Origin of the sequence: uncultured Shewanella sp., assembly GCF_947495455.1 — a bacterium.
Lineage (GTDB): Bacteria > Pseudomonadota > Gammaproteobacteria > Enterobacterales > Shewanellaceae > Shewanella.
Map to the genome: position 1 here is coordinate 1 of NZ_CANLZC010000008.1, position 24,619 is coordinate 24,619.

General features: G+C 41.5%; 18 protein-coding genes. 13 read left to right on the forward strand and 5 right to left on the reverse strand.

Annotated features, from left to right (window positions below):
* Positions 1 to 226: 226 nt before the first annotated feature.
* The 3 genes from gdhA to Q0791_RS03855 all read left to right on the forward strand — a co-directional run bounded on the left by gdhA (position 227) and on the right by Q0791_RS03855 (position 4,214).
* A complete protein-coding gene (gene gdhA / locus Q0791_RS03845) occupies positions 227 to 1,567 on the forward strand; it encodes an NADP-specific glutamate dehydrogenase (protein ID WP_299002905.1) in 1,341 nt (446 codons plus the stop codon).
* 41 nt (positions 1,568 to 1,608) lie between these two features.
* Positions 1,609 to 2,268 carry a cupin domain-containing protein gene (locus Q0791_RS03850; RefSeq protein WP_299002906.1) on the forward strand — a complete coding sequence of 220 codons (660 nt, stop codon included), beginning with the start codon at positions 1,609 to 1,611 and terminating at the stop codon, positions 2,266 to 2,268.
* Positions 2,269 to 2,390: 122 nt separating this feature from the next.
* Positions 2,391 to 4,214, forward strand: a complete 1,824-nt coding sequence (locus Q0791_RS03855; RefSeq protein ID WP_299002907.1) for a hypothetical protein — start codon at positions 2,391 to 2,393, stop codon at positions 4,212 to 4,214.
* Between the two features lie 365 nt (positions 4,215 to 4,579).
* Here Q0791_RS03855 and Q0791_RS03860 read toward each other — a convergent pair whose 3' ends face one another.
* The gene (locus tag Q0791_RS03860) at positions 4,580 to 5,896 is read right to left on the reverse strand and encodes an NAD(P)/FAD-dependent oxidoreductase (protein WP_299002908.1); all 1,317 of its coding nucleotides are present in this window, start codon (positions 5,894 to 5,896) and stop codon (positions 4,580 to 4,582) included.
* Between the two features lie 638 nt (positions 5,897 to 6,534).
* On the opposite strand from Q0791_RS03860, the gene eat reads away from it, so the two are divergent.
* From eat to Q0791_RS03885, 5 genes are all read left to right on the forward strand, one after another.
* Complete coding sequence (gene eat / locus Q0791_RS03865; RefSeq protein ID WP_299002912.1) at positions 6,535 to 7,959, forward strand: ethanolamine permease; 1,425 nt, start codon at positions 6,535 to 6,537, stop codon at positions 7,957 to 7,959.
* Between the two features lie 44 nt (positions 7,960 to 8,003).
* Positions 8,004 to 9,374, forward strand: coding sequence for a glutamine synthetase (locus Q0791_RS03870; protein ID WP_299002915.1), 1,371 nt, complete (start codon positions 8,004 to 8,006; stop codon positions 9,372 to 9,374).
* Positions 9,375 to 9,618: 244 nt separating this feature from the next.
* Positions 9,619 to 11,037, forward strand: coding sequence for an aldehyde dehydrogenase family protein (locus tag Q0791_RS03875; protein ID WP_299002918.1), 1,419 nt, complete (start codon positions 9,619 to 9,621; stop codon positions 11,035 to 11,037).
* An 11-nt stretch (positions 11,038 to 11,048) separates the two neighbouring features.
* Positions 11,049 to 12,215: an iron-containing alcohol dehydrogenase gene (locus tag Q0791_RS03880; protein WP_299002921.1), complete on the forward strand. Its 1,167-nt coding sequence runs from the start codon at positions 11,049 to 11,051 to the stop codon at positions 12,213 to 12,215.
* Positions 12,216 to 12,273: 58 nt separating this feature from the next.
* A complete protein-coding gene (locus Q0791_RS03885) occupies positions 12,274 to 12,996 on the forward strand; it encodes a GMP synthase (RefSeq protein ID WP_299002924.1) in 723 nt (240 codons plus the stop codon).
* Here Q0791_RS03885 and Q0791_RS03890 read toward each other — a convergent pair whose 3' ends face one another.
* From Q0791_RS03890 to Q0791_RS03905, 4 genes are all read right to left on the reverse strand, one after another.
* Positions 12,997 to 13,392, reverse strand: coding sequence for a hypothetical protein (locus Q0791_RS03890; RefSeq protein WP_299002926.1), 396 nt, complete (start codon positions 13,390 to 13,392; stop codon positions 12,997 to 12,999).
* 188 nt (positions 13,393 to 13,580) lie between these two features.
* Entirely contained in the window at positions 13,581 to 16,202 is a 2,622-nt protein-coding gene (locus Q0791_RS03895) for an MlaD family protein (RefSeq protein ID WP_299002930.1), read from the reverse strand.
* On the reverse strand, positions 16,180 to 16,821 hold the full coding sequence (locus tag Q0791_RS03900) for a paraquat-inducible protein A (RefSeq protein WP_299002933.1): 642 nt from the start codon (positions 16,819 to 16,821) through the stop codon (positions 16,180 to 16,182). Before Q0791_RS03900 ends, Q0791_RS03895 begins: the two co-directional genes overlap by 23 nt.
* Positions 16,808 to 17,440 (reverse strand): paraquat-inducible protein A, encoded by a 633-nt coding sequence (locus Q0791_RS03905; protein ID WP_299002936.1) that lies wholly within the window; start codon positions 17,438 to 17,440, stop codon positions 16,808 to 16,810. The genes Q0791_RS03900 and Q0791_RS03905 overlap by 14 nt, the downstream gene beginning before the upstream one ends.
* 299 nt (positions 17,441 to 17,739) lie before the next feature.
* Between Q0791_RS03905 and Q0791_RS03910 the strand changes: the two genes are divergently transcribed.
* From Q0791_RS03910 to pepN, 5 genes are all read left to right on the forward strand, one after another.
* On the forward strand, positions 17,740 to 18,054 hold the full coding sequence (locus Q0791_RS03910) for a YebG family protein (RefSeq protein ID WP_299003093.1): 315 nt from the start codon (positions 17,740 to 17,742) through the stop codon (positions 18,052 to 18,054).
* Positions 18,055 to 18,452: 398 nt separating this feature from the next.
* Positions 18,453 to 18,911, forward strand: a complete 459-nt coding sequence (locus tag Q0791_RS03915; RefSeq protein ID WP_299002938.1) for a GAF domain-containing protein — start codon at positions 18,453 to 18,455, stop codon at positions 18,909 to 18,911.
* Positions 18,912 to 19,205: 294 nt separating this feature from the next.
* A complete protein-coding gene (proQ, locus tag Q0791_RS03920) occupies positions 19,206 to 19,847 on the forward strand; it encodes an RNA chaperone ProQ (RefSeq protein ID WP_299003096.1) in 642 nt (213 codons plus the stop codon).
* A 29-nt stretch (positions 19,848 to 19,876) separates the two neighbouring features.
* Entirely contained in the window at positions 19,877 to 21,910 is a 2,034-nt protein-coding gene (gene prc / locus Q0791_RS03925) for a carboxy terminal-processing peptidase (RefSeq protein WP_299002939.1), read from the forward strand.
* Between the two features lie 83 nt (positions 21,911 to 21,993).
* Positions 21,994 to 24,561 (forward strand): aminopeptidase N, encoded by a 2,568-nt coding sequence (gene pepN / locus Q0791_RS03930; protein ID WP_299002941.1) that lies wholly within the window; start codon positions 21,994 to 21,996, stop codon positions 24,559 to 24,561.
* Positions 24,562 to 24,619 lie beyond the last annotated feature (58 nt).

A 24,619-nucleotide genomic window follows, 5' to 3' on the forward strand; every position in this document is an offset into this window, starting at 1 on the left:
ACCAATCGAAGGGAGGTCAAACATAGGCCAAGAACTTACTCCCTAAAATTATATTAGCTCTTAACTGACCAGTATTAGGCCCTAGTGAACTTTCTTAGAAATTTTGATTTTTAAGAGAAACGATTGATATTTTATGCTGTGTGATCTGGCTTTATTTTAAAGCGTTTTGTTTTTGACCTATTCTATTAATAGTTGCTTTCTTACATCAGCGATTAATGGAGGTAATATGTACAATGATTTATCCTTAGCGCACTTTATGGATGGACTGAAAAAGCGCAATCCAGGTGAGTTAGAATTTCATCAAGCCGTGTATGAAGTGGCAGAGTCGGTGATCCCCTTTATTCTTGATAATCCCATTTATCAACATGCAGCGATTTTACAACGAATGACAGAGCCTGATAGGAGCATTATTTTTAAAGTTGTTTGGGAAGATGATGCGGGAAATATTCGCTTAAATAGAGGTTATCGAGTGCAATTTAATAATGCAATTGGGCCTTATAAAGGGGGATTGCGGTTTCATCCTTCAGTGAATTTCAGCATTCTTAAGTTTTTAGGTTTTGAGCAAACGTTTAAAAATAGTCTGACAACCTTGCCTATGGGGGCGGCGAAAGGGGGGGCAGATTTTAACCCTAAGGGCAAGTCTGATCGAGAAGTCATGCGTTTTTGTCAGAGTTATATGACAGAGCTCTACCATCATATTGGGCCCGATACGGATATTCCGGCTGGGGATATCGGAGTCGGGGCGAGAGAAATTAGTTTTATGTTTGGTCAATATAAGCGCCTACGTCATGAATTTACTGGCGTACTCACAGGAAAGGCCTTGGAGTTTGGAGGAAGCCTCATTCGCACTGAGGCGACAGGGTATGGCACTGCTTTTTTCATGGAAGAAATGCTTGCTCATCGGGGTGACAGTATTCGAGGGAAAACCTGTGTGTTATCAGGCTCTGGAAATGTGGCACTGTATTGTACTGAAAAAATTATACAGCTTGGCGGTAAAGTGGTGACTTTATCTGATTCGTCCGGTTTTATTTATGATGAACAAGGTATAGATGAAGAAAAACTGGCCTACTTGATTGAGCTTAAAATTTTTCAAAGAGGGCGTATTTGCGACTATGCCGATAAATATCAGTGTGACTTCTTTGTTGATGAGAAGCCTTGGAGGATCCGTTGTGACTTGGCTTTTCCTTGTGCGACACAAAACGAGATTGATAAAAACGATGCTCATTTACTTGTAACCAATGGTTGTATTGCTGTGGCTGAAGGTGCAAATATGCCAACTACGATAGAAGCGATTAAGATCTTACAACATGCCAAGGTCTTATTTGCTCCAGGTAAAGCGGCTAATGCCGGAGGCGTTGCCTTATCGGGCTTAGAGATGACACAAAATAGCGTTAGGTTGTCATGGAGTGCAAAAGAGTTAGAAGATAGATTGGCCAAGATTATGAAAGATATTCATCAGCAATGTGTGAAATACAATGAAGATGGAGATTATATTAACTATGTGAATGGCGCCAATATTGCTGGTTTTATCAAAGTGGCTAATGCCATGTTAGCTTATGGAATATGACATTTCATTTTAATTGGGCTCTTGAGCCTTAGGAAAAGAAGATGATTAAAATGAATATTGTTACCGCTGCTATTTTAGGAATGGGCTTGAGTGTTTGTGTGCATAGTGCTGAAACGGATCCCACCGCTGGCCATTTACCCGATATTCGGCGTATTGTAACGGGGAATAATAGCCAAGGTGATTCTTATATTGTTGAAGATGCTCCAGCGAAAGCAATATTAACGGTGCTCGAGCGACCGGGTTATCGTGTGGTGAATGTTTGGCGCACGAGTGCAGCACCTTCATTGGTGAATACAGCTGATACTGTTTCTGAGCAGCGAGGGATTTTGCCACCTAAGGGAGGGACAATATTGCGTATTATTGATTTTCCTCCAGAGTCTAAAGATCTTAGTGTATTGAGATCAAAGCTTGATGCGACGTTTAGCCAGATGTATCCAGATGCGGATTATCAAAAAAGTAAATACCCTGGAATGCATCAAACCCATACCATAGATTATGCCATTATCTTAGAAGGTGAAATTGTGGCTAAAATGGATCAAGGGGAAACCTTAATGAAGGAGGGTGATATCTTAATTCAAAGGGGCACAGATCATGCTTGGGTTAATAGGTCGAATAAGACGGCGCGAGTGGCATTTGTGTTGATTGATGCTGTGTCATGTTTAGTTAAGGCTGATGTCGATCGATTTTGTTCTCATCGCTAATTTGAACTCCTTTATCTGGTCTGATCAGTTTGTCATATGTTTAAAAAGTTCTGAAAGAGAGTCGTAGCGCAATGAGATATATTCATTTGCAATGTAACTAGACTATTTTCAAGAAGACAATAATGACAATAGGAATATCGACTTCAAGCGCTTTGCCGCAGAATACTATTGATATGGCTGCGTTAGTTACCTTATCAGAGCCTTGCGTAACGCCAAAAGCATTTAATGATACATTTGCCCCTTTACTATTGAACTTATTTGAGGGGGCCGAAAAGGGGAATGCCGAGTGCATTAGCCAGCTATTACAAATTGCATGTAAGCCTGAGGTTAATGAACAAAAAGATTTGAGCGCCGAAATGGCGAATAATTTACTGGAAAAACTATTTTATCGTGCGGACATAAACAGTGCGGCGGGGAGTCAATTGGCGTGTGCAGCGCAAGATTTATATACCTTGACAGTAAACATAGAAGCCAAGTCGCAAGGCCATGTAAAAGGCGATACTCAGCAGCTGCCCAGCATTATATTAGACATGGCGGTACAAGGTTTTTTAAATGCCGATGATATTAATAATGCATCTGCTGCAATGAAAGACTTAGTGAAGGTTCTAGGAGCTGCAGAGCCATCAGAGCCATCAGAGCCATCAAAGCAGGCGCCAATAAAACAGGAGCCAAAAGAGTCTGTTACATCACAGCAGAAAAATCCTTCTGCTTGGATGGCTGGTAAAATACATGCCGAAGCGATAACCAAAGGCGGTAATGGCAATACAGATATCGATCTGAGTATCGATGATGCGTTTGATGACATACCTGATAATGAGTCTGTTATTCGAAAACAACCTTTGAATAGTCAGTCTAATGTGCAACCAGATGCTGATGTTGTTTTAAATAATAGCCTGTCTTCTCCATTTATATCGCCAGTATTGCCAGAGGTAGGCGATATTGACAAATTACCTTTGACGGCAGAAAATTTGCAGACTTTGCAACAGACATTTGAACAAAGAGATAATTTAGTCGCAGCAAACAAGGCGAATAGCGTTAATGTAGCAGATATTGATACTCACTCTAATATGAGTGACAAAACTTGGACATCTTTCCCTCCAATGTCGCCTTCTTCAAACTCTTCTGCTTCTTCAAAAATTAGCTCACTTAATGAGAGTGAATTTAACTTTGACTTTGATGTTGACACTAGCTCAGAGGCTTCATCGATAGCGCCTTTTTTGCCGTCGTCAGTGAATAAAGCGACTGAAAAAGAGAAAAATAGTCAAGTGACCGAGCGAGCGCTTGTCTCCATGGTGAGTGAGCAGGCAAAAGCCCGTTTTGAAGATGCAAGAGCCCGCTTTGAAGCCGCAAGAAATGAATTTCAAGATGGTTTAATGAGGCATTTAAGAGAGGATTATACTGAAGAAGCGCGCATATCAAGGCTCTTTGAGCAAGGAATGGCCCATTTTGATAAGGTGACTTCGATTGAGCGTTTTGAACCTGCAGTTAATGCGGCTGCAATCGCGCCGTCATCAATGAGGGCTATTAATGCTTCAGACAGTGTAAAAGCCATCACATTACCTGAGTCAAGTTGGCCGAGAGCTCAGGGGATCGTTTCACCACAAGTGATGCCAACAGCGGCGAATTCGTCATTTGCACCAGCCAATGACGGGCGAGATCAAATCTTAGCACAACGACAAATAGATGCTGAGTTGAAGAAAGAAAATCGAGTCATGGATGAAGTGGTTGAGCAGTATAGTCAAACGACCTCCCTTCAAACTACGCCCCCTACTGTGAGCAAACCTGTTAGTCCAACTTCCAGTGAGAATGACGATCTTTGGGCACAAAATGCTCCATCTGTTGAAGGTGTCATAAAAGAGGGCATATCAAACATGTTCACGAGTGCGGTGGCTACAGCGACATCACCATTCAGCTGGGCGTGGGGTAAAGTCACAGGAAAGTCGTAGGAAAGTAGACGATAAGAAAAATTGCTGAGGAATGGATTGAGACAGTTACCAATTAATGCTTTTGGTAACTGTGTTTCGATCAACTTTAATACCAATTCCATTATATAGATGATCAATTCAGAGCTTCTCAGGCTTTTCAATTCAAGGCGCATTTATGCTGTAATGGTGATTCCCTTTCAAATGAATGCAACGCAGAAGTGGAATGTCTGAGCAGCTCACTTTGTGCGGGTTTCAACATACTTTATGCTACGTTAGCTGCTTTCGATATAGAATGACTATTAGCTTCAATCATCTGCCTTGCCTACAGCATGTTGAATTCCCGCTGAAAGATCACTTATATAATGGAATTGGTATAAGGCATAGAATTAGTGCAATTTCATTCTCGGTCTCACGGCACGCATGAGCTTTTCTGTTAACCATAGCGCAAATGTTTTGGTTGTGCCGTGGATCGCTTTTTGATGCATACGATAGAGGGAAATATACACTAGGCGGGCCAATTTTCCTTCAATGAACATAGTGTTTTTCGTGAGGTTGCCCATTAAGCTGCCAACAGTACTGAACTTAGATAAGTTAACCAAAGATCCATAATCGACATAGGTATAGCTTTCTAGTGGCTTGCCTTTGAGTTCATTTATTAGGTTCTTTTCGACACATTCTGCCATTTGATGTGCTGATTGAGCGCGAGGAGGGACGAATTTACCATCGGCTTGCTTGCAAGCACAGCAATCGCCAATGACATAAATATCATCATTGACAGTACTGACTAAAGTGTCTTTTACCATGATCTGGTTGGCACGGTTTAACTCAAATAAATTAATTTCTTTAATAAAGTCTGGTGCTTTAACCCCGGCAGCCCACAGCATTAGGTTCGCTTCAATGTGAGTTCCCTCTTTTGTAATAAAGCCTGTGGTCGTGGCCTCACTGACGCAGGTGTTTTCAAGCACATTTACACCGAGTTTAACCAGCTCTCGTCTTGCTGATGCGGCAATGCGATCGGGAAGAGCGGGTAAGATGCGCGGGCCGGCTTCAATTAAATGAATATGTAGCCTATCGGCTGTCATTTTACTTAAACCATAACTTTTCAGCAGCTCAGTGACATGATAAAGCTCAGCTGAGAGTTCAACCCCTGTTGCCCCTGCGCCCACAATGGCAATATCGAGTCGTGTGTTAGTATCAGATTGATGAATACGGGTGAAGCTATCAAGTAATGCGTGATGAAAACGATCGGCTTGTTGATGAGAATCGAGAAAATAGCAATGTTCTTTAACCCCTGGCGTATTAAAATCATTACTGACGCTGCCAATGGCAATGACTAATTTGTCATATTGAATATGGCGCTCAGGCAGAATAGCGGCATGATGATCATTGAGAATTGGTGCTAGAGTGATGGTTTTATCATCATGGTTTAAATGGCAGAAGGTGCCCAGTTGAAATTGATAGCCATGTTTTGCAGCATGAGCGGAGTAGACCACACCATCGAGATTAGGATCGAGTGATCCCGTTGCGACTTCATGGAGTAAAGGCTTCCAAATATGGGTGCGATTTTTGTCGATTAAGGTTATGGTTGCTTTGCCTTTTTTACCTAGCTTATGGCCGAGTTGGGTGGCTAATTCTAACCCTCCGGCACCACCACCAATGATCACAATGTTTGGAATTGTTGAATTAGGGGTTGTTGAGTCCATATCTTCATTCTCACGTTGACTAACACTAGCGCGTACATATTGATGATAGGGCACTTAAATTCAAAATCGTTAAAGGTTAAACAAGATTTTACATTTTTATTTTCTAAATAATGCTTAATAATCAACAGTTTGTTTTGTGATCTGAAATTTAAATGTCAAATCTTAGATTAATATTAACTCATCATTGTGAGTAAAAGCATAAAGCTTGTAGGGGCCTTTACTGACTTGATTAATCAATATTGAATTATTGTTATCACGCACAACATTCACTCTAACAAAAGAGCAAGCTTAATAAATTTACTATTGCATTTACGACTGTATTTCACGTATTAACGCCATAAAACGAGCCGTAAATCGCTAAAGGTTATAGTGCTATATATTGAGCTGAGTGTCACTAGGAGATGTTAAATTTTCGGCAATACTAATAGATAGAGGAATGGATAAAGCGAAATGATATTGCGGTATATTCATCATTCATGGACATAGTTCTTTTTTAGAGCAAATGGCTTATTGTGTTCTGGCTATTTTTAAGGCTAAATCATTTTTATTCCGAATGACTTGGATAGAAAAAGTGTCTTTATTTCGCTGTATCACGGGTATAGAGACAATAAACTTTATTGAAACGATGAGGATATATCATGGTCGATAAAGAAATACCTTACAGCAGCCAGTCCGATACTCAGGTCAAAGATTTGAAGGCGCAATATTTATCTAAACGACAATTAAAGAAAGGGGTGGCGGGTTGGATCATATTGGCCTGTCTTGGTGTGTCTTATGTGATTTCCGGTGATTTTGCAGGGTGGAACTTTGGGTTAGCCTCAGGTGGATTTGGTGGCATGTTGATTGCCACTGTGATCATGGGGATCATGTATGGTGGCTTAGTGCTGACCTTGGCTGAGTTATCCTCTTCTTTACCAACCGCTGGAGGCGGATACAGTTTTGCGCGCAGAGCCATGGGACCTTGGGGCGGCTTTTTAACGGGGACGGCGATTTTACTTGAATATGCCATTGCACCTGCAGCGATTGCGATTTTTATTGGCAGTTATTTGCAAACCTTGGTTGGAATAGATGGCCCCATTGTCTATGGCGGCATTTATGTTATTTTTGTCGGTATTCATTTATGGGGGGCGGGTGAAGCGTTAAGGATCATGATGGTGATCACTTTACTTGCTGTCATTGCCATTCTTGTTTTTATTTTGGCTATGCTGCCTCATTTCCAATGGGCCTTGTTATTTGATATTGCGCCTAATCCTCAAGCTTTTGGTGCAAGTCGGTTTCTTCCAGAAGGCTTCGTGGGTATTTGGGCCGCTTTGCCTTTTGCCATGTGGTTATTTTTGGCCGTTGAAGGTGTGCCATTAGCGGCAGAAGAAGCACAAAATCCGGCTAAAGATTTGCCTAAAGGCATTATCGCTTCAATGATTATTTTGATTTTTTTTGCATTTTCAATTTTGTTGCTGGCCTCCGGTGGAGCAAGTGCTGAACAGATAAAGTCACATGGTGCGCCACTTGTGGGGGCATTAAGTGTGATTTATGGCAGTCAATCATGGGTCGTGACTTTTGTGAATGTGATTGGTTTATTTGGCTTAATTGCCAGCTTCTTTTCGATTATTTATGCGTATTCTCGGCAGCTATTTTCTTTATCTAGGGCAGGGTATTTACCACGATTTTTATCGCTATCGAGTAAACGTAAGGTTCCTGTGTGGGCGCTGATCATTCCCGGCTTTTTAGGGTTTTTGTTGTCGTTAACCGGTGAAGGGGATTTAATGATCACTATGGCGGTTTTTGGTGCGACACTGTCTTATGCCATGATGAGTTTATCTCACATTATTTTACGGGCAAAAGAACCTGAACTTGTTAGGCCTTATCGAACGCCCGGTGGCCGTTTTACATCAAGTTTAACCCTTGTTTTATCATTAGTTGCACTGGCTTCCACTTTTGTGGTGAGTTTTCATGCTGCGATCTGGGCGGGTATTTTTTATTTTATCATGTTGCTTTATTTCACCTTTTACAGTCGACATCATTTAGTGGCATCGGCACCAGAAGAGGTATTTGATGATGCATGACAATACGAAAAAATAAGGGAAATATCATTGAAAAGGGAGTTGATATGCTAAGTGCAAGGCAGGTAAAAACCATTGCGGATGCAAAAGCCATTGTTGAAGAGCGAGGTTTACGTCATGTCAAAGTCGGGCTGTTTGATATTGACGGAGTGATGCGCGGTAAATATATGGCGAAGGATAAATTTTTTTCTGCTTTAGAAAAAGGGTTTGCCTTTTGTGATGTGGTATTGGGGTGGGATCTTAAAGATCAGTTATTAGATAAAACGCAATATACAGGTTGGCATACAGGTTATCCCGATGCGCCTGTTCGCATTTTAGCCGACAGTTGCCGTGACGTTTACGAAGAGGAGGGCATGTTATTATTTATTGCCGAATTTGATGACGAGGCAGGGAAAATTTGTCCTAGGCAAACCTTATCACGGGTGATTAAACAGGCTCATGATATGGGCTTTAATGTGTTTGGTGCACTTGAGTATGAGTTTTTTCTTTTTAATGAAACGCCTGAGTCAGTGCGGCAAAAACATTATCGTGATTTAAATACTTTTACGCCGGATTGGTTTGGTTATTCCATGCTTCGTAACTCGGTACACGCGAAGCTGTATCGAGACATGCTAGAAATGGCTAACTTGATGGACTTTCCCATTGAGAGTTTACATACTGAAACGGGACCCGGCGTTATCGAGGCGGCGATTAGTGTTGATGAGCTTAGTGCGGCAGCAGATAAAGCGGCACTGTTTAAAACTTTTATGAAAGTCTTTGCTCAGCGGCACAATCTGATGGCCACATTTATGGCTAAATGGTCCGGTGAATTTCCTGGACAAAGCGGACACATACACCTTTCACTGCAACATCTCGATGGTCAATCTGCTTTTTTTGACCCCTCACAGAAACATAATATGAGTAATATTCAGCGACATTTTCTTGCGGGGCAGCAAAAGCTGATGCCAGAATTTTTGGCTATGCTTGCACCGACGATTAATAGTTATACGCGTATGATCCCAGGTTTTTGGGCGCCGACTCAAGCCACTTGGGGAGTGGAGAATCGCACCACAGCGCTGAGGGTGATTCAAGGTTCTGATAAATGTCAACGGATCGAGTACCGCTTGTGCGCGGCAGATGCCAATCCTTATTTAGCCTTGGCGGCAGCACTGGCCAGTGGATTATTCGGTATACAGGAGAAGTTAGAGCCTTATCCTCAGGTAAAGGGTAATGCCTATGAACAGCCCCAGCCGAATGAATTGAGTTTGCCAACGAGTCTATGGAATGCCGCGCAAAAATTGAGGCAATCGACAGCCGCAAAAACCTTCTTTGGTGAGGTGTTTGTGACACATTTTGCTAATAGCCGCGAATGGGAAGAGCGTGAATATCGCAAGCATGTGTCAGATTGGGAAATGAGCCGATATTTTGAAATCATTTAGTTTAGCGAGGCTCAGGAATATCAGACAAGCTTTTTGCCAATATTTTTGCCAATAGCCACGAATGGGAAAGACGTTATTTGAAATCATTTAGTTTAGTGAGGTTCAGGAATGTCAGACAAGCTTTTTGCGAATATTCTTGCCAATAGCCACGAATGGGAAGAGCGTGAATATCGCAAGCATGTGTCAGATTGGGAAATGAGCCGATATTTTGAAATCATTTAGCTTAGTTTAGCGAGGTTCAGGAATGTCAGACCAAAATGAGGTGAATGGCGAAGCAATACAAGAAACCCTTTCTCCTGTTGATAATCAAATTTATGTCACTCGTGCTTTAGCGACGCAAGATGAAATACATAGGCGAGTTCAAAGGGCCAATGCGGCCCAATTGTCTTGGGCTGCCGTACCTTTGATTGAGCGAAAGTTGTTGTGTATTCGTGCTATTGATATTTTGATGAGTCAAAAGTCTGCATTGGCGAATGAGCTTTGTTGGATGATGGGCAGACCTATTCGATATTGTGAAGGTGAGATCGATGGAGTCAATGAACGTGCGCAATATTTATTTAAAGTATGTGAACAAGGATTATCGCCCATACACCTTGCTGAAAAAGCAGGAGTGACACGTTATATTAAGCGGGAACCTCTGGGAGTTGTCATGATTATCGCGCCTTGGAATTATCCCTATTTAACGGCGATTAATAGTCTTATTCCCACATTACTCGCGGGCAATAGTGTCATTATGAAACATTCAGCGCAAACACCATTATGCGCTGAGCGGCTAGTGGCTGCGTTTGAAAAGGCTGGAATGGAAAAAGGTGTGTTTCAATATTTACATACTAGCCATGACAATACATTAGCTTGTATTGCGCAAGAAGCTATTCATCATGTGGCATTTACGGGATCGGTATTGGGAGGGCAGAAAGTTGAACAAGCCGCTGCCGGGCGGTTTATGCATCTTGGGCTTGAATTGGGGGGGAAAGACCCTGCCTACGTTCGCAGTGATGCCAAGATAAATCAAGTGGTTGACACTTTAGTGGATGGGGCTTTTTTTAATGCCGGCCAGTCTTGTTGCGCGATTGAACGTATTTATGTGCATGCCAGTCTTTATGATGAGTTTGTCGCTGCATTTATGCAAAAGGTGTTGCAATTTAAGCTTGGACGTTCCAATGATCCCAATACCACTTTAGGGCCTATGGTGAGTCATCTTGCTGCTCAGAATGTGAGAGCGCAAATACAAGAGGCGATAGCGTTAGGTGCCACGGCTCATATCGATGAAGCCTTGTTTCCTTTAAGTCAATTGGGAACGGCATATTTAGCGCCTCAAGTGTTGACGGAGGTTAATCATCAAATGAAAGTGATGACGACAGAATCTTTTGGCCCTGTCATAGGCATACAAAAAGTCAGCGATGATGATGAAGCCATTGCTTTAATGAATGACAGTGATTTTGGGCTCACAGCGGCGATTTTCACTCAAGATATTGAGGCAGGAACGGCCTTAGGGGATAGGGTTAACACAGGGACTGTGTTTATTAATCGATGTGATTATCTTGATCCTGCATTGGCTTGGACTGGAGTGAAGCAATCGGGAAGAGGCTGCAGCTTATCGATATTGGGCTTTGAGTCAATCACGCGGCCTAAGTCTTACTATATTAAACATAGCGTGTCTTAAAGGAGGGGAAAATGGCACTTGAAGCACATTGGCACTACCCTACGGATATTCGAGTAGGGGCAGGGTGTCTATCTTTTATTGCCCAAGCTTGTGAGTCATTGAATATCACCAAAGCGTTATTGGTGACAGACAAACAGCTAGCCAGTTTTCCTATGGTAAAGCAAGTGCAGCAGTTATGTGAAAATCACCAGATTGATTGTGATGTTTTTACTCAAATTGCCTTTGATCCTACCGATGAAAATATTCTTCTTGGTGCGAAAACGGTGAACCAAGATGGGATTAATGGCATTATTGCACTCGGTGGGGGGGCGAGTTTAGATGCGGGTAAAGCCATAGCACTCATTGCTAAGCAGTCATTATCTTTTTGGAATATGGAAGATGTTGGCGATAATTGGACCCATATACAGGGGGACAAGGTGTTGCCTGTGATTGCGGTACCAACAACGGCAGGGACAGGATCGGAAGTTGGGCGCGCTGCCGTGATCACAGATTTACAAGATCAGTATCCAAGAAAACGGATTTTGTTTCATCCTCAATTAATGCCAAAGCGAGTATTACTCGATCCATTACTCACGCTTTCACTCCCTCCACATATCACTGCCGCAACAGGGATGGATGCCTTGTCTCACCTTCTAGAGGCCTATTGTGCTCCCAGCTTTCATCCCATGGCTGAAGGCATCGCTATTGAGGGGATGAAACGCATTAAGCACTTTCTTCCTATCGCATTTCGACAAGGAGATGATATTGAAGCGAGAACACAAATGCTGGTGGCATCAACCATGGGGGCGACGGCGTTTCAAAGAGGGTTAGGGGCTATGCATGCCTTAGCCCATACATTAGGGGCGCTTTATGGTAAGCATCATGGCCTTTTAAATGCGATTTTAATGCCTTATGTATTAAAGTTTAATCAAGCCGTTATTGAAAATAAATTAGTGAATTTAGCCAAGTATTTAGCATTTGAACATCCAAGTGTCGAGGGGGTGATGGATTGGATTTTAGCCCTGAGAAACCATCTTGATATTCCTCATACATTAGCGCTTATCGATATTGATCTTTGTGATGCGAAAATGATAGGTCAAATGGCAATTTGTGATGCAGCAGCGCAAACGAATCCTATCATTTTAAGTGCTGAGCAATATACGGCTTTATTCACCGATGCCGTTGAAGGTCGGTTATAAAACTTGATATTTCTTTTTAGGTGCCCATAAGCGGAAAAATAGGCGCAAGGAGATAAAGATGAAAATAGGTCTTTTACTGTGTGATCGGGTTCGTGACCACCTTCAAGCTAAGCATGGTGATTATCCACAGATGTTTACTCAGCTCTTTGCATCATGCCAACCCAATGCTCCTGTTGAATTCATTGTTTATGCTGCGTTTGAGGGGGAATATCCTCAAAGTATGGATGAGTGTGATGGGTATATCATTTCAGGAAGCCGAGCTGGTGTTAATGATGATGAAGCTTGGATCTATGCATTAGCAGATTTTGTCCGTGAACTTAATGAAGAGCAGAAAAAGTGTGTCGGCATTTGTTTTGGACATCAAATGCTTGCCAAGGCTTTGAAAGGCAAAGTTGAACGTTCTGATAAAGGCTGGGGGCTAGGCGTCATGACTAGCCAAATAGTGCAAGTCATGCCTTGGATGGCTGAAAAGGGGGATAATATGTCAACCTTATCTTTAGTCATGAGTCATCAAGATCAAGTGAAAACGTTACCTCAATCGGCCAGGGTATTAGCTTCCAGTGCATTCTGTCCTTATGGTATGTTTCAAGTGGGCTCTCATTTTTTAGGTATTCAAGGACATCCAGAATTCAGTACTGATTATTGTTATGATTTAATTCAGTTGCGTTCAACAATACTTTTGGCTGACTTATTAGCGCAAAGTACTCTGTCATTAAAGACTGAGCCAGATGCATTATGGATGGCGCAATCGATACTGAATTTTTATCGTTATGAGGAATAATTATGGCTCACGTTTCGCATAACCATGACCTTTTTCAATGCCTAAGCAATCTTCACCGACAAACAGCCAAGTGAGTTGCTCCCCCTTTAAGCTGTATTCATAAATGTATTTTCCTGGACAGGTTGGCGCGGTATTTTTCCAGCGTATTTTAAAGTTTGTTGGGCTGTTTTTCATACCTTTTCCTTCTTTAGCGACACCTGTTGCGGACAAATACTTACCCGTAACCATTTTATTGGTTTGATTGAACGTCATAGTGACGTGAGTGGGGCCTTTTATTTTACTGGTGTAGTTCACGCCGACCCAACGACCGGAGACATTGACAGGGCTTGCAATGGCACTGCTTGTGATAAATAAGATCGATAGTCCTAGATTTAATGCAATATTTGCTATTGGCATAATCACATCCTTAATTGATTAAACATTGGAATAGAATACAGGCATTAAACTGTTTGCTGACTTAATGATTGATGAAAGAGCTGGCTACTAAGAGTCTAGTTGACAATATGAAGGCGTACAAAATGAAAGCGTACAAATCAGTGTTGTGTTCACGCCATGATCTTAGATTATCTCATGGCGTGAGAAAGCTAAGGGGTTGCTTGAGCTGGAGCCCAGTTATCCCAGCTGGGATCCTTTTTATCGTGAAGGGTGAAACTGTCACCGTTTTTTAATGTATTTTCCGTCACTGTCGTGTCTTTGGTCGCGATACCAATTCCCCCTGCTAAAATGGTTTCTAAGGAGCCGGTATCGACTTGCGCACCTGAAAATAATCCAACATCGACTTTGATGCCTGAGAGATCCCAAAATTGACTTGAACGATTCACTAAATTTCGATATTGAGGCTCCACATGGGCGTAAAGTTTGACGAAGGTCCCTTGACCCGACAGTGCATAGTGATCGATTTGTCCAATCTGTATGCCTCTAAAAAATAAAGGGGTACCGACTTTTAATGAGCCCAGCTGTCTTGTGGTAATGGCAAAGGTGAGGGCATCAGGGGCTAAGTGAACTTGTCCTTGTAAGGTACCATTAAAGCTTCGTGCCTTTTGCTCGCTGATCCCAGGGCTGACCTTAACAAATGGACCTGTGAGTAAGGTTTCCGGTGCCTTAATGCCTGTTAAATCAATTTGTGCATCGACCAATGAATATTGTGCATCGGCGCGTAAAAAAGGATTGGCATATTCGCCATAAAGATAAGCTTTGGCCGTTAAGGTTTTTAAAGAAGGATCTAGGCTGACTGTTTCCACTTCCCCAATTTGATAGCCTAAATAACGAATAGCTGCGTTGGCGGCGAGTTTGGCTTCAGCTGGAAAGTGCAAGGTTATTGCTTTGGCTTGCGATAAAGCAAGTTTTTTACTGCTATATAAATGGGTGCTATCCCCTGTTTGCCCTTCATCTAGTATACCTAATGCAATACTGCCTTGTATTGCACCTTTAAGTGGCGCTACGTTTACTTCGAGCCCACTGAGACTTGCATTGACAGATACGGCGCTATTTTGCCAAAAAATGGTTTGCTCGTTCACTAATCCTTTAAATTGCTTTTGGATTTGAAGATTGACAGTAAAAGCTTGTTTCTTATCAGACCAAGTCACTTGTTTGACATGACCTATTTGCATTTTTTTATAATAAATCGGTGAGCCCGCTGATAAACCAGCGCCATCTGGGCTTTGTAATGTGAGTTTGATGGCGTTTTGATGAGCAAAGAAATCGTTTGCGGCGGCATCGGAGGCAAAAAGTTTCAATTGAGCATGGTTATTCACTTTTACAGGCGAGCTTCCTTGCACTAAGCTTATCGCCCCTTTGACAAAAGTGGTTAAATCACGGGTTTTGACTTTGACTTGTTCTAAACTCGCATTGATTGATACAGCGGATTCGGAGACAAAGTAACTGGTTTTTGTTACCAATGGCGTGAATTCAGGATAAATTTTGACTTGATAATCCACTTGGGTGAGTTTGTCATTGAGCGAGACTGAGATCACTTCTCCTATTTTGATTTGTTTGTAACGCACTTCTGCCCCCACAGAGAGATCGGGATTAACGTCTGAATTGAGGGTGAGATATAAATTGTTTGTTTGCTTGTCTGGCGCTTTATTCAGCAATGGGTATTCATCATTTGCAGGCCCAGTACCTGCTTGGAAATTAATCACATTACCTGTGATTAACCGTTCAGGATGTTGTATGCCCGATAATGAAATTTTTGCTCCACTGACCCAAAACTGTGCACTTTGAGTCAATAAATCTTCATAGGCATTATCTAATTTTGCTTTCATAGTGACCCCTTTAGTGGTGAGATCAATATGGGTGACTTGGCCAATTTTTATGCCTCTAAACATAATGTTTGTGCCTTTGTCTATACCATAGCTATTGTCTGCTTTTAGTGTGAAAGGAGTGCCTTCTAACGCCTCTTGCTTGCTGGGATATAAAGTGAAACTATCATTGGCTTGGGCAGATTGGGCGTTATCATTAGAATTAAAGCTGATGCCACCGGCTAAGATAGCAGCGAGGCTTTCGACATTAATTTGCAGATTGGATAGTGAAGCATCAATGTTGAGCCCAGAGACATTCCAAAACAGTGAGTCAATTTTGACTAGATGAGCATATTCTTTACGAATAAAAATACTGATCTGAATATTGTCGCTTTTCTTGAGTTCGTAGGCGACGACTTGACCCACGGGGATTTGACGAAAATAAATAGGCGAACCGACTTTTAAGGAGCCGAGATGTGAGGCATTGAGCTTTAAAATGAGGCCTTTACTGCCAGCTTGCACGACAGGTGCATTGGTTTCAGCTCTAAAAGCCATTTTGGGGCTACCCGTACCTGGTAACATACCAATGTAATTTCCAGAGAATATCGCATCTAAACCTTGTACCCCCATGATGGAGGCTTTTGGCTTGACAAGCCAAAACTGAGTATTCGTTCGTAAAAAGGGTTCGGCTCTTGAATCCATTAAGACGTCAACATTGACGCCGCTTAGATTCTTGTCAATGCTCATATCAATGACTTTTCCCATATTCAGTCCTTGATAACGCACTAATGTTTTTCCAACTTCCATACCACTGGCATTGGGAAAGTGAATTCTGACTGTGATACCGGCATCTCGAATACTTTGTATCCCTAACCATGCTGCCAAAATGAGTGCCACCGCTGGTAGCAACCAAATAGGGGAGAAGAGCTTTTTTTTAACAATTTTAGGGTGTTCTATTTGTGTCATCTTGAGTGTCCAGTCGATCCCAAAGTAAACGCGTGTCTAAAACTTTTGCCGCAGCTTGCGTGAGTAAAATGACTAAGGCGAAGGCCGTTGCTGCAGGGGCGGGTTGAGCATCTAAGAGTTGACCCATATTGACCAAAGCAACAGTGAGTGAAATAACAAAAAGATCCAACATGGACCATCGGCCAATTGTTTCAATAATATGAAAACCTAACATGAGTTTCTTTTTGGATAAAGGCAGGTTGAAAGTAATGGCGCTTAAATACAAGGTTAGCCCAATAATTTTCAACCAAGGTACTAATATACTAGCAATAAAAACAATGATCGCAATAGGTAGCATACCCGTTTCAACCAAGTGGATGATGCCAGAGAAAATGGTATCGTAGCGAACATTACCTTGCTTGGTTAGCATAGTAATAGGATAAAGATTAGCGGGGATCAATAAAATAGCAGCAGTGATCACTAGCGCCCAGCTTTTTTGAAGGCTTAAGGTATCTCTTATTTGTAAAGGGCTATCGCAACGTTGGCAAACGGTTTGATTGACTGAAGCGATTTGTTTGCAAGTGGGGCAGGCCGTTAACTGTATATCCTTCCCTTGAAGTAAGGTGTTAGCTTCTTTCATCTAACTGGCTCCACATGTGTTCAAGGTCGTATTCTCTTAATAGAAATAGACTAGATATAAAAAGCATTGTAAAACAGAATGTTCCCATGCCAAAAGTAATATTTGCAAAATCTGATAGCTGAAATGCTGACACGAGAAAACTAATCACATAAATCTCTAGCATGGATAATTGAGTCAGTAGGGTATGTAACATCAATAATTTTTTGAGTATCTTTCGATGAAAAGGTGAAGATAGTCTGTGTTTGACAATAATGATTTGACTCAGTATGGAGAGGAGTAATAACAGTGGAGCAAAAACCGCAGCTGTCATTACCGCAATGCCAACAACCCAATAACCTTGTTTGCCGACAGCCAGAGCACCTTCGAGTACTGTTGTGGTTCTCACACTGCCTAGGAAATGTAATTCAAGCATAGGCAATAGATGAGCAGGTAAAAAGAAGATCAGTGCTGTGATGCATAAAGCTAACATGCCATTGAGTGAACAGTAGGGCGTGTGGTAAAGAGGAGAATGACAACGAGGACATAAGGCTTTAACCCCTGTTGGCAGGGCTCGTTTTCTTATGGCTAAGTCACAAGAGTGGCATAACACGATACTCCCATTCTCGGCTTGTGAACCCATAATCTTGTTAACCTACTTAGTGATTGATGACAACATATATGCTGATGTGTACAGATTTATTTTTATGATGCTTATTCTATTTCGCGACATTATTTCAAAATGCATCTTTAGTATTGATTAGTCAGAAATATTTATACATAGGAGTAATCTTATTAGATTATATACCTAAAAAACCAGAAAAGGCGAGTTTAGGGATTCAGGTAAGAGGACTCCTTGCACATACCTTGATTTATGGACTTGCATATTCGGAAAAATATGGCAAAATAGATACTGTATATAAAAACAGTATGGAGCAACTTATGGCGGTTATCACACAATTTGTTGTGGTTAGAGAAGGGGTAGAAAAAATGACATTTACATCAAAAAAAGATGCGGATGCCTATGATAAAATGTTAGATATCGCTGATAATCTTCAGCCCCTGTTAGCTGAGTCAGCATTGGATATTGATGATGCCACTTATGAAAGCTTGAGTTTTTATCTGGCGAAGAATAAAGATGAATTGATGAAAATATTAAAAGGGGGATCAAGTGCAAAGGAAGTCCCCTCTGCTGCGGCAAAAACGCCGACCAACAAAAAAAAAGCGATTAAGAAAGTAGGGCAAGAAGTCGCTTGATCGTATTTCCCCGCTACCACTGAACTTTTAGCTATATAGGGGGCAACCGCCACAGCAATGTTGCAATCATCCCTCCCTCTTTTTTAAAGTTAAAGTAGGCATTAAGCCCGCCACTTGGTTAGAGTCTGTTGATTTTTTGTCGATAAATGACTGTTCATTTCAGTTGAGTATGTCATGTTATCTTGATTTAGCGATAGCTTCGATATGCGCGATAAATTGCCGATAAAATCATCACCAACCTTCAATCGGTCTCATCCAAGGTCATTGACACAGGGATATATCTTTGTTGTCATAGAAAAGTCACTAGGATTTTGAGTCATTTGTTTGTTAGACTGCTTGGCTGTTAACGGCATCGCTTGTTGTTGAGATCTAGGAATCTTATTGCGTTAGGATGTGGAATGAGTGTTGAAGATTATGATGTATTGAATCGTCAGGTTCAGGCATTGTTTGCTGGTGAAGATGATTTAATGTGTGCAATGGCGAATTTTTCCGCGCTATTGAATGAGCATTTGGATGATATTAATTGGGTTGGCTTTTATTTGATAAAAAATACCCAATTAGTACTAGGTCCTTTTCAGGGAAAAGTGGCGTGTACTCGTATTCCATTAGGTCAAGGCGTATGCGGTACTGCGGCAAGTGAAAATAGCACCTTACGTATAGAAAATGTACATCATTTTGAAGGGCATATCGCTTGTGATGCGGCCAGTAATTCAGAACTTGTGATCCCTTTTTGTCGTGATGCTAGCGTTATTGGAGTGTTAGATATCGATAGCCCTTCGTTAGCAAGGTTCACTAAAAACGATCAAATAGGCCTAGAAGTCGTGTTAAAAAGCTTCGAAAATTGCTTATTTGGTTAAAAGCTAGCCTATTATTGTGAATTGGTGGTCGCATTCATGGCCACTGTGCTTATAATAGGCGGTTTGATAAATTACAAAATTCAAGTAGGCTATTTAAACTTGATAGAATGAATGTTTGGCGTTTATTCTTTGTAATTGATAAGGTATGTCTGTAGAAAGAACGTTAAGAATAAGAATATTTTCAATTTATCCTTTATTTTTACGTGAATTCAGATAAATATAAACGACACTTAAGACTGGTATATTCGTATATCGTTTTTTAATGTGCCCTTTTTTAAAACTGTGGAAGTAATGATGGAATCAACAGAAAAGTTGACCGACACCAACGCAATTCTTGCGTATTTGTATGAAACATTTCCTTTATGCTTTATCGCTGAAGGTGAAACTAAGCCATTAAAGATTGGATTGTTTCAGGATTTGGCTGAAAGGTTATCTGATGATTCTAAAGTCAGTAAAACTCAATTAAGAATCGCTTTACGCCGCTATACCAGTAGTTGGCGTTATTTGAAATGCATTAAACCAGGTGTTCAACGTGTTGACTTAGAAGGTAAAGAATGCGGAGAACTTGAGCAAGAACATATTGAACATGCTCAAACGACGTTAAAAGCCAGTCAAGAAAAAGCCAAAGCGAAGCGACTTGCTCAAGCGGCTAAACATGCTGAAAAATCCCCCAAAGTTAACAAGAAGCCCGTTAAGAAAACAGCGCCTAAGCGTGCACCTGCAGTTAAATCAAGTAAGCCAGAAAAGAAACCTGCCCCTAAGGTTGATCTTACTCCCGCTGTGCTAACTGAATTAAAGCAAAATCAACGTGTGAATGTGAAACTAGGACAATCTCCTGTTGCTGGCATTATTTTAGATATCAAAAAAGAAGATGTGAGTGTTCAGTTAGATTCAGGTTTAACGGTTAAAGTTCGAGCTGAACATATAATGCTGTAATGGCCAAAAAGTAAAGGAGTAACTTGTTGATGCGAAAACTCATTCTGGCTGCACCTCTCGTCAGTATTTTTCTAGGATTTTCTGTCTGGGCCGTTAGCCCTTCAATTCCCTTCAGCGAGTTACCTGCTTTAAAGCAGGAGCCTCAGCATAAGGTTGCAAGCAAAAGGGTGACCGATTTATTTAGTCGCTCTCATTATCGCCGTTTTGTACTTGATGATGCTTTTTCAGAGCAAGTTTTTGATACTTATCTTAAACAACTTGATTATCGCCGAAATGTCTTGTTGCAATCAGATGTTGATGGCTTTCAAAAATATGCTAAGCAGTTTGATACCATGTTAGAAACAGGCGATTTGAAGCCTGCTTATGATATGTTTCAATTGACCGAGAAAAGGCGTTACGAGCGTTTTGCTTATGCGCTGTCTTTGCTTGATAAAAAAATGAATTTTGATTTAGCCGGAGATAAATATCAATTTGATAGAGAAGATGCACCTTGGCCAAAAACAGAAGCTGAGCTGAATGAACTCTGGCGTGAACGGGTTAAGTATGACGCGTTAAATTTAAAATTGGCCGGTAAATCTTGGGATGAAATTGTCACTATTTTAACTAAACGCTATAACAATGCGATTAAGCGTTTGAGTCAAACAAACAGTGAAGATGTTTTTCAAGCAGTAATGAATGCTTTTGCTCGTACTGTTGAACCTCATACTAGTTACTTGTCTCCTCGTAATGCAGAACGTTTTCAAATGGAAATGAACCTGAGCCTCGAAGGTATTGGCGCTGTGTTGCAAATGGATAATGATTATACTGTTATTAAAAGTCTAGTTGCCGGTGGTCCTGCTGCAAGCAGTGATAAACTCGCCCCTGAAGATAAAATTGTTGGGGTGGCACAAGACGGTAAAGAAATGGTGGATGTCATTGGTTGGCGTCTTGATGATGTTGTTGAGCTGATTAAAGGACCTAAAGGCAGTAAAGTGACACTAGAGATCCTGCCTAAGAAAGGCGGAACCTCTGCTAAAACCTTTAATGTCACCATCACTCGAGATAAAATTCGATTAGAAGATCGCGCCGCAAGTTCAAAAATCATAGAGCCTGAAGAAGGCGTTTATGCAGGCCGCAAAGTGGGCGTGATTAAGATCCCAGGTTTTTATATGGGATTATCAAAAGACGTCGCAAAAGAGCTGGCTCAGTTAAAAGAAAGTAAAGTGGAAGGCGTGATTATTGATTTACGTGGTAATGGTGGTGGCGCGCTAACCGAAGCGACATTGCTCACTGGTTTGTTTATTGAACAAGGCCCTGTTGTGCAAATTCGTGATGCCAATGGCCGTGTCACCCAAAACCGTGATAATGATGGAAAAATTGCCTATGCTGGGCCATTAACTGTGATGGTCGATCGTTACAGTGCTTCAGCCTCTGAGATTTTTGCTGCGGCGCTGCAAGATTATGACAGAGCCTTGATTGTGGGCGAGTCAACTTACGGTAAAGGAACGGTACAGCAGCATAAGAGTTTAGGTCGTATTTACGATTTATACGATAAGCCCCTTGGGCATGTGCAATACACTATCGCTAAATTCTATCGTATTAATGGCGGCAGTACTCAGCTAAAAGGGGTTACACCGGATATTGCCTTTCCTAGTGCACTAGAGCCTGGTGAATATGGTGAAGCGGAGTCTAAAAATGCATTGCCTTGGGATAAAGTGCCAGTAGCAAAATACAAAACGCTAAATGACATTACGCCAAGTATGATTGCGCAGCTTGATAAAAACTATCAGCAACGTATTAAGACAGATGTTGAATTTGGTTATATTAATAGCGATATTGCCGATTTTAAGAAACATCACAATGAAAAGAGTGTGTCATTGGTGGAAAGTGAACGTTTAGGTGAACGCGAAAAAAATGATAAAAAGCAGCTTGATAGAGTCAATGAGCGCCGTGTTAAAGCAGGGCTTAAGAAAGTGAAGTCACTGGATGATGTTGACGATGAAGTTGAGCCTGTAGATGCATTTTTAAATGAGGCAGTCTATATTACATTAGATTTAGCCAAAGCTGAGAAGCAGGCTAAATAGAAGGTGTTTGACTGTGCTCAATAAAAAAACGCGCTAACGGCGCGTTTTTTTATGTCATTAATAAGAGTAAGGATGAGTAAAATATGTCTCAATTGGAACCTAAATATTTAAAAGATTATCAATCTCCTCGCTTTACCATTAGCCATATTGATTTAGTTTTCAATTTAGCCGATGGGCAATCGACAGTGACTGCCACGAGTCAGGTTATCAGGCAAGGGGAACATCAAGAGTGGTTAGTTCTTGATGGTGAAGATCTTCAATTAATATCGGTTAAAGTTAACGGTTTAGATGCCGATTATGAAGTGCTAGAGGGTCAATTGATCGTTAAGAGTGCGCTCAATGCATTTGAATTAGAAATCATTACACAACAAGATCCCAAGGCCAATTCAAGTTTAGAAGGCTTGTATATGTCTGATGGGGCTTATTGCACTCAGTGTGAAGCCGAAGGCTTTAGGCGTATTACGTACTTTCTCGACAGGCCCGATGTATTAGCCATTTATACTGTGACCATTACGGCACCAAAACAAGGTTTTCCTTATTTACTCAGTAATGGCAATTTGATTGAGCAAGGTGAGGTCGATGCACAGCATCATTATGTGAAATGGCACGATCCTTTTCCAAAACCTGCGTATTTATTTGCCTTGGTGGCTGGGGATTTTGATCTGTTAGAAGATGAATATCAGACGAAGAGTGGCCGACAAGTTAAATTACAAGTATTTGTTGATAAAGGTAACCTGCATAAGGCGCACCATGCGATGACGTCGTTGAAAAAATCCATGCAATGGGATGAGTCGCGGTTTAACCTTGAGTATGATCTCGATATTTATATGATAGTTGCGGTCGATTTTTTCAACATGGGGGCGATGGAGAATAAAGGTTTAAATATCTTTAATACTAAATACGTGTTAGCGGATAAACGTACGGCAACGGATGATGACTATCATGGTATCGAGTCGGTTGTAGGCCATGAATATTTCCATAATTGGACAGGCAATCGTGTGACTTGCCGTGATTGGTTTCAGCTGAGCTTAAAAGAAGGCTTAACGGTTTTTCGCGATCAAGAATTTAGTTCCGATTTAGGCTCTCGTGCCGTTAATCGTATTCATGCTATTCGTGTGATGAAAAATCAACAGTTCGCTGAAGATGCTGGCCCTATGGCGCATCCTATTCGCCCTGCCTCTGTCATTGAGATGAATAACTTCTATACAGTGACTGTGTATAATAAGGGTGCTGAGGTGATCCGCATGATGCACACACTGTTAGGAGAAGCGCACTTTCAAGCTGGAATGGCTCTGTATTTTGAACGCCATGATGGGCAAGCTGTCACCTGTGATGATTTTGTCAGTGCAATGGAGACGGCATCGAGTGTGGATTTGACGCAATTTAGGCTATGGTACAGTCAAGCAGGTACACCTGTGGTCAGTGTTGAAGAAGCCTTTGATGCTACAAAGGGCGTTTATCAGCTTACCTTGTCGCAAATGACACCTCAAACACCCGATAAGTTAGACAAACTGCCGTTACATATTCCCTTTGATATTGAGCTGTTAAGTGCTGATGGTAAAAGCATTTTATCTCAAGTGCTTAATTTTACAGAAAGCGAGCAAACCTTTACATTTGAAGGCCTGTCTCATCGACCTGTTGCGTCCTTATTACAAAATTTTTCAGCGCCTGTTCGCTTAAAATTTGATTACAGCATTGAGCAGCTAGTGCACATTATGACTTATGCCAGCAGTGAAGTGGCGCGTTGGGAAGCATCGGTGAATTTATTCAGTCATGCCATTTGGAAGAATGTGGCGCATCTACAGGCGGGTATTGCTATGGTGCTCGATCCTCGCATTGTAGACGCCTTTAAAGGGGTGATCCTCAATGATGCACTGGACAAGGCCCTAGTGGCTGAAATCTTAACCTTGCCGAGTCTGTCGTCGTTAATCGAGCAAGTGGAGCAAGTTGACTTAGACAAATTAAGTTTGGCAAGAGCCTTTGCTATCGAGCAAATAGCTCAAGGTTGTGAAGATGAGTTACTCGCTCGTTATAGAGAGCTGGCGTCAATGGATGATGCTGGAGCGCGTGCGTTTAAAAATAAATGCTTAGCGTTACTGATTGAAAGTCGTGATGAGCATCAGGCTCTCGCTGTCACTCAATTTGAACAAGCCGATAATATGACTAATAGCTTAGGGGCGCTATTGGCACTTAATGCTGAGGCATCAAAGGTGCGTGAAGAGTTGATGACTGTTTTTGAGAAATCTTGGATAGATACGCCTTTGGTAATGGACAAATGGTTTAGTTTACAAGCACTGTTAAACCATGATAGCTGTATTGATAACCTAAAGGCATTGCTTGAGCATTCAGCGTTTAGCTTGTCAAACCCTAATCGAGTGCGCTCTCTTATTGGCATGTTTGCTGCGGGCAATGTCAATGAGTTTCATCGGTTAGACGGTAAAGGCTATCAATTTGTCACGGATATTTTAATTCAGCTTAATAGCGTCAATCCACAAGTGGCGGCGAGGGTGATAACCCCCCTCATTCAATTTAAAAAGTTTGATGCTAAGCGCCAAAGTTTGATGAAAGCGTCATTACAACAACTATTAGATTTACCGGATCTGTCTAAAGATTTATTTGAGAAAGTCTCTAAGGCATTGAAGACCGCATAAAAGCGTTAAAAATGACATCAGCTTGATGATGAGGCTTTCCTGTTTAGGAAAGCCTTTT